Annotated in this window: 7 protein-coding genes; 3 read left to right on the top strand and 4 right to left on the bottom strand. The window is 56.5% G+C overall.

Annotation, left to right across the window (positions count from 1 at the left end):
* On the top strand, positions 1-417 hold a 417-nt coding region (locus tag IQ241_RS25905; protein ID WP_449369320.1), incomplete at its 5' end, for an ISAzo13-like element transposase-related protein.
* Entirely contained in the window at positions 401-598 is a 198-nt protein-coding gene (locus IQ241_RS26890) for a hypothetical protein (RefSeq protein ID WP_193912427.1), read from the top strand. The genes IQ241_RS25905 and IQ241_RS26890, both read left to right, overlap by 17 nt.
* Before the next feature lie 270 nt (positions 599-868).
* Here the strand turns inward: IQ241_RS26890 and IQ241_RS24765 are convergent, their stop codons facing one another.
* Together IQ241_RS24765 and IQ241_RS24760 are read right to left on the bottom strand one after the other, a co-directional pair.
* Positions 869-1,489, bottom strand: a complete 621-nt coding sequence (locus IQ241_RS24765) for a TetR/AcrR family transcriptional regulator (protein WP_193912425.1) — start codon at positions 1,487-1,489, stop codon at positions 869-871.
* A gap of 141 nt (positions 1,490-1,630) precedes the next feature.
* On the bottom strand, positions 1,631-1,939 hold the full coding sequence (locus tag IQ241_RS24760; RefSeq protein ID WP_193912423.1) for a hypothetical protein: 309 nt from the start codon (positions 1,937-1,939) through the stop codon (positions 1,631-1,633).
* A gap of 91 nt (positions 1,940-2,030) precedes the next feature.
* On the opposite strand from IQ241_RS24760, the gene IQ241_RS24755 reads away from it, so the two are divergent.
* Positions 2,031-3,605: a P-loop ATPase, Sll1717 family gene (locus IQ241_RS24755; RefSeq protein WP_193912421.1), complete on the top strand. Its 1,575-nt coding sequence runs from the start codon at positions 2,031-2,033 to the stop codon at positions 3,603-3,605.
* A 29-nt stretch (positions 3,606-3,634) separates the two neighbouring features.
* Here IQ241_RS24755 and IQ241_RS24750 read toward each other — a convergent pair whose 3' ends face one another.
* Positions 3,635-4,810, bottom strand: a complete 1,176-nt coding sequence (locus tag IQ241_RS24750; RefSeq protein ID WP_193912419.1) for an aldo/keto reductase — start codon at positions 4,808-4,810, stop codon at positions 3,635-3,637.
* Positions 4,811-4,926: 116 nt separating this feature from the next.
* A complete protein-coding gene (rpiA, locus tag IQ241_RS24745) occupies positions 4,927-5,634 on the bottom strand; it encodes a ribose-5-phosphate isomerase RpiA (protein WP_193912417.1) in 708 nt (235 codons plus the stop codon).
* Between the last annotated feature and the right edge of the window lie 96 nt (positions 5,635-5,730).

Here is a 5,730-nt window from a genome sequence, read left to right as displayed (position 1 = left end):
CAGCAGGCCCCTCAAGCCGATGACCACGATACCGAGTGGCAGCATGTGCTGGTGCCCTTTGGCATTCTCAATCTCCAAACGGACGAATTGGATATCTATGTCGGCGAATCGGCAGAGACGCCTGACTTTGTGGTGGATTGCCTCACCCGTTGGTGGGACGATAACGGCCCTGACTATCCCGACGTGACGACCCTAGCGATTAACCTCGATAGCGGCAGTGCGACTCGCTCTGACCGCACTCAGTTTATCAAACGCCTAGTGACGTTCGCCCGAGACAGTGGACTGACCCTTGAGCTGATTTACTATCCGCCCTATCACAGTAAGTACAACCCCATTGTAGGCTCCGCCTTCCCGGAGGGTACGATGCTGGGCTGCCCTCGAACAGTGCTGGAACGGCGCTATTCTCGATTCGATTGAGACGACGCTGCAATGGGCCAGCCGCATGCTGTGGAAAGGCATCGAACCTGTCGTTCACTATGTGACTGACCGCTATGAAAAAGGAATTAAGGTAGACCCTGAGACACTAGCGACATTTCGAGTTAATTGGCACCCATCAGAAGACCTGCCAAAGTGGGCCATCACCATCAGCCCTACTTGACTGGGGACCTTATTTTCCCGCGCATCCCTAAGTACCTGAGCATTAAAATTTACATAGAAGGAATTGTCATTCCGAGCATAGCGAGGAATCTCTCAATCACTGACGCTTCTGAGATAGATGCCTCGACAGGTTGCTCTTTCAGAGCGGCTACGCCGGCTCATGCCCCTTGGGCTATACGGCATGACATCAGGCTCTCCTTTGTAAAAAATGTGTAATTAATTTTTCGACTACTTAGCGCCACCCGATCACTCCCCTACTCTTTACTCTTCCCTACCCTTTCTCGTGCACCAGCACGCCATTCAGAAAAATATCCGCCAGCGTTTCCGCCAGCTCCTTCATATCCTGCGGCGAATTGGCATCCTGGGCCAGCGACATCTGGCTAAAGCCCGCTACGGTAAACATGCCTAGAAAAATCCGAGCGACTACCCGAGGATTCATCGGTCGATAGGTGCCCCGGTCCATCGCCGTTTGAAAAAAGGCTTCGGCCACATCGGTCATCTTGTCGATCACCTCGGCCTGGATGCGCTCTTGCAGCTCTGGGTGAAACTGGGCCTCCATGAAGCACACCCGCAGCATGTCGGTATTCTGCGTCAGGTTAAGCATGCGGCGGCGCATCACCTGGGCCACGGCTTTGTAGCTGGCCATTTCGCTGAGCTCGGTCAATAGCTCAGTCAGCAGTTCGATCCACCCCTGGGTCGCAACTTCAACCAGGATCGCCTTTTTATTCTCAAAATGGCGAAACAGGGTGCCCTCAGCAACGCCCGCCGCCTGAGCCAGATCGCGAGTCGTTGTGCCCCCATAGCCACGCCGGGCAAATAGCCGCTGAGCCGCTTTCAATATCCGCTCCTGCGTCTCGCTTTCTTTTGGAACGGGCTGTCGAAAAGTTTGCATGGGCAATAAAGACCGCGATTCTGACCTTGCGTCATTGTCTACCGGGTTTCTAGGATTCGGGGGATTGGTTTACAGAAAAACACATAATTTGCCCTAAAAAGAATTTATTAATGGCAGTGATTTCTCTGAGCAAAGCGATAGCTAACTCAATACAAAGAAAACAATTAGCCAAAGCCCGCCGTTCAACAAAGCGGTAATCAAAGCTCCAATAATGATTCCTCTCATCCAGCTGAATTTTTGACGGCGGGCCAGGCACCATACTAGGGGAAAGACGTAAATGAGCTGACTCAACCCCAGCGAAACCTTATATAGCGTCAGCGCATAGTTGAGCCCGCTCAAGGTCGGAATATAGGTGAGATAGCCCGTCGCAATTTCGAGGATCAGCCAGACGATGATGTGTAATCCGAAGGTGATGAAAACACCTAGAATGGCCTTGAAGACGGCTGGCATAGAGCTTTTTATCTGAAACGGACCCAGCGGGGCGATGACGGCGCTGGGATGAACCTGTCAAAATGTCAGCAGCAGCGATGGGATAGATCCTTTGGCCCCTCAGACAGACCCGCCTTTGGCAATGAATCGACAGACGGCTAAGCTATTTAGCCCCTTTGGCGAGGCCGACTGCGAGTCGGAGGTGAAGCTGCTGAAGCAGGAATACAGCCGCTATTTCTTCTACCACACGCGTTTTAACAATATAGCGCTCGACCCCAACGTTTTCCTGATCGTGGGGCGGCGCGGGGCGGGGAAGACCGCCTTGGCTCAGTTTTTCATGTTCCAAAAGCAGATGCAGAACGCGATCGCGATCGACGTCGATGAGCCCGTCGCCTTTGAAAAGCTGCTCGAAGATATTACCTTCAGCGTTACCCGCAGCCGCGAGGTGGCGATCCCCCGGATTGCTAAAATCTGGCAGTTCATCATTTGGTCAGTAATCTTTCGCGAGCTCCAGGAATATGATCCCCGCATCCGGGCGGCCTGCATCTTTGGTAACCGCGATGGCAAGCTCACCACCTTTATTCGCCATGCCCTCAAGGCGCTGCTGAATCGGCTGCTACAGACCGAAGACGACCTGCTCGACGAGCTGGAGGCGATCTTCGCCGATGCCCGCATTCGGCTGGGGATGGAGGCAACGCTGGAACTGGCCCGCCGCCGTCCGGTGATCGTTGCCTTCGATACGCTAGAAAACTATGCCGTCCGCGATACCACCATGATGCAGGCCACGGCAGCGCTGATCCAGTGCGGCGCGGAGTTTAACCGCGACTATGCCCGCCAGGGTATCCATATCAAAATCTTTGCGATGGCGGAGGTGTTTCCGTTCCTGAAGCAGGAAGTCATCCTGAATCCGCTCAAGTCGATTCGCCATGAGGTCTATCTGCACTGGCGGCCCAAGGACCTGATGCGGCTGATTAGCTGGCGGTTTTATAACTACCTGCACGCGATGGAAACGCTGCTGCCCGAGTCGCGCCACGTGGACTGGGATCAGCCCCAGTCGGTGCTCGAAAAAATGTGGTATCCCTACTTTGGCCGCAGTTTGCGCAACGCCCAGGGGTTGGCTGAGCGCACCTTTCCCTTTGTCCTACGGCATACCCAGATGCGACCGCGGCAGCTGATTGTGCTGTGCAACGCGATCGCGGCTGCCGCCGTCGAGCGCAAAAGTTTTCCCCACTTTCAACCGGCTGACATTGTCAAGGCACTCCAGCAGGGGCAATACGCGATCGCCGATGAGGTGGTCAACTCCTACAGCTCGGTCTATCCCAGAGTCAGCCGGATTATCGAAGCGCTGTCTGGCCTGCCGATGCTGTTCAAGGGCAACGAGCTCGACAAACGAGCTAAGCTCACGGCGTCGGAATGGCCGCCGGGGGAATATTCACCCTACAGCTTCCGCCAGCTGGTCTCGGAGCTGGGGATCATTGGTCGGGTGCGCCATTTGAACACCGAGGCGGGCTATGCCGAGGCCGACTTTGAATACAGCATGAACGGCCATCTGCCGCTACAGGTCGGCGATCTCTGCGCGGTGCATCCGATGTTTTACCGCAAGCTGAATATTCAGGTGAATCAGAGCGTGCGGGTTTATCCCTTTCCGGACCATGAGGATTTTGAGGTTTTGGGGCGGGGGGAGTGATGGGAGAAGAGGGAGTGATGGAGTAATGGCTATTGCTGGGAGAGGCGTTTGACGGGGGTGCCGCTGATTCGCTGGTGGATGTTGGCGAGACGGGCGGGAATTTTGGCAGCATGGGGGCTTCGGCTGAGGCAGTCGGAGAGATCGAGATCGGAGAGGCGGTCGGCTTTTTGGCCGGGGAACCAGTGACCGCCGCTGCCGAGGAGGTTATAGCGGGCCTGGGCGTATTCGCTCATGTCGTAGGCGTCGAGCAGGTTGCCGAGCCAGAGGGTGATGGGGATGTTGAGCTGACCGGGGGTATTCTCTGGGGCGGGCAGGCCCTCTTGCCAGGTGTGGTACCAGTCTGGGCCAAGGGCCGCGATCGCGGCGGCTTCTAACCGCTCTAGGATCGGCGGCAACAGTTCGTCGGCACGTTCTAAAAGGGATACGGCTTGCAGATGCTCGTCAAAGTCGCTAGGGCGGGCTGCGCCTAAGCTGAGGGTATGTACCTGGGGAAGCCTGAGGCAAAACAGGTCGTTGAAGACCATGGGGCTGAGGGGCTGGCAGAGCTCGACTAGCTTGGGGGAAGGGTTGTAGAGATGGCCGCCTTTGTCGGAGGGGCTGATGATGAAAACGCCCATGTCGTGACGCCGGGCGGCTTCAATGGCGAGCCAGTTGTCCTGAAAGATGTAGTACCAGTGCAGATTGACGTAGTCGAACTGGTCGGTCTCGATAGCATCGAGGATGACCTGAGTCGGCGCGTGGGTAGAAAAGCCGATATGGCGAACTTTACCTTGGGTCTTGAGCTGCTGGGCGACTTCCAGGCAGCCATCCAGGCAGTACTGAAGGATTGCCGGCGTGTTGACGCCGTGAAGGCCCAGCAAATCGACGTAGTCAAGCTTGAGATTAGAGAGAGACTGCTCGAAAATTTTGAGAAATTCTTTGGGCTGCGGTTTGGGCGACACCTTGGTTTGAACAATGATTTGCTCGCGGGGCAGCTGCGGTAGAACGCGGCCCAGCTGAATTTCGGAGGTGCCGTAGCCCCGGGCGGTTTCAATGTGGCTGATGCCCAGCTCGATGGCACGGTGGATGGTGGCGGCCAGGTTTTTCTGATTTTTCTGGGGAATCATCCACTGCGGCACGTCTTTCCAGGAATGCTGATAGCGCATGCCGCCGCATGAGAGGACGGGCATTTGCAGTTCGGTGCGGCCAAAGCGGCGATAGAGCATGGCAGTCAGATCGGCGGGTCAATACAGGCGTTTGGGGCTTGCTTAAGCCTTTATGATTGTAGTCACAAGCCTGGTTTTGCGCGGCGCGATTGACCCGCCGTCTACCGTTAGCTCAGCTACATCGTCCGCACCGTAGCCTGGCCGTCCTTAACTTCGCCAATGAGCACTTCGTCCGCAACGCCAATAAACAGGCCGTTGTCTAAAACGCCGGGAATGTTGTTCAGCGTCTTCTCCAGCTCGGCGGGCTGGTCGATGCCCTCAAGGGTGACATCCAGCACCATATTGCCCTGGTCGGTAATCACCGGGCCGTCTTTTTTTACCCCCATCCGCAGCTCAACCTTGCCGCCGAGGGCTTCCAGGGCGCGGGTGACGGGCGCGATCGCCATCGGCAGCACTTCGACGGGTAGGGCAAAGGTGCTGCCCAGCCGATCGACCAGCTTGGAGCTATCGACGACGACGATGAAATGGTCTGCCAGGGAATCGACGACTTTTTCTCGGGTGTGGGCGGCGCCACCGCCTTTGATCAGGTTTTTTTGCGGATCGACTTCGTCGGCGCCGTCGATGGCGATATCAATCCGGCTAACTTCATCGAGGGTGGTCAGCGGGATGCCGTGCTTTTTGGCCAGGACTGAAGCCTGGAAGGAGGTGGGAATGCCCTGAATGTCTTCTAGCTCGCCGGACTGGATGCGATCGCCAATGAACTGGATGGCATAGGCCGTCGTGGAACCCGTTCCCAAGCCCACGATGCTGCCGGATTTGACCTGGGCGGCGGCGGCGCGGCCCACTTCTTGCTTCATCAGCTTGACGGGGTCAGTTTCGCTCATTGTTTCTCCTTGGGATGTCTTTGTTTAGGATGCCGGATTGTGGCGCGGTTGGATAGGAGGGGAGGGGGAGTAGGGGAGTGATGGGGTGGGGGAGAA

The organism is Vasconcelosia minhoensis LEGE 07310 (assembly GCF_015207255.1).
Taxonomy (GTDB): Bacteria; Cyanobacteriota; Cyanobacteriia; order Phormidesmidales; family Phormidesmidaceae; genus Vasconcelosia; species Vasconcelosia minhoensis.
Note: the sequence above shows the minus strand (reverse complement) of the source record. Positions and strands in the feature narration are given on the sequence as shown.

Coding starts and splice junctions, on each gene's coding strand:
- IQ241_RS24750 (WP_193912419.1), bottom strand. CDS start 4,810: ATGCTCTATCGCCGCTTTGGCCGCACCGAACTGCAAATGCCCGTCCTC.
- rpiA (WP_193912417.1), bottom strand. CDS start 5,634: ATGAGCGAAACTGACCCCGTCAAGCTGATGAAGCAAGAAGTGGGCCGC.
- IQ241_RS24765 (WP_193912425.1), bottom strand. CDS start 1,489: ATGCAAACTTTTCGACAGCCCGTTCCAAAAGAAAGCGAGACGCAGGAG.
- IQ241_RS24760 (WP_193912423.1), bottom strand. CDS start 1,939: ATGCCAGCCGTCTTCAAGGCCATTCTAGGTGTTTTCATCACCTTCGGA.